The sequence below is a fragment of the Sphaerospermopsis reniformis genome (genome assembly GCF_005402885.1).
In the GTDB taxonomy this organism is placed as follows: Bacteria; Cyanobacteriota; Cyanobacteriia; order Cyanobacteriales; family Nostocaceae; genus Sphaerospermopsis; species Sphaerospermopsis kisseleviana.
Genome location: NZ_BJCE01000618.1, coordinates 1 through 291 on the forward strand (window position 1 = coordinate 1; position 291 = coordinate 291).

1 protein-coding gene is annotated in these 291 nt (G+C 45.7%); it reads right to left on the minus strand.

The window, feature by feature from the left end; genetic code table 11:
• On the minus strand, positions 1 to 291 hold a 291-nt coding region (locus FFR48_RS28625; RefSeq protein ID WP_137669645.1), incomplete at both ends, for a class I SAM-dependent methyltransferase.

The window sequence follows — 291 nt, forward strand, 5'->3', positions numbered from 1 at the left end:
CATCATAAATACTCAGGTGATGAAATTCTACACGGTCAGCGCCAGAACTTTGACAGCGTTTCTTAGCTACTTCTAGAGTACCAGCACTTAAATCAATTCCTACTACCTGCGCTTGGGGGTTGAGATGTACTAAATATTCTGTACCGACTCCTGAACCACAACCAGCGTCTAAGATGCGGATATTTTGGTTTTGTGGTTTTCTACCTGTGCAGAAGTTGTAAGCGGCTAACCAGTTCCACCGCCAATTATATCCTGGTGGTGGTTCATCCAGGATAGGTTCAGGGGGGAAGG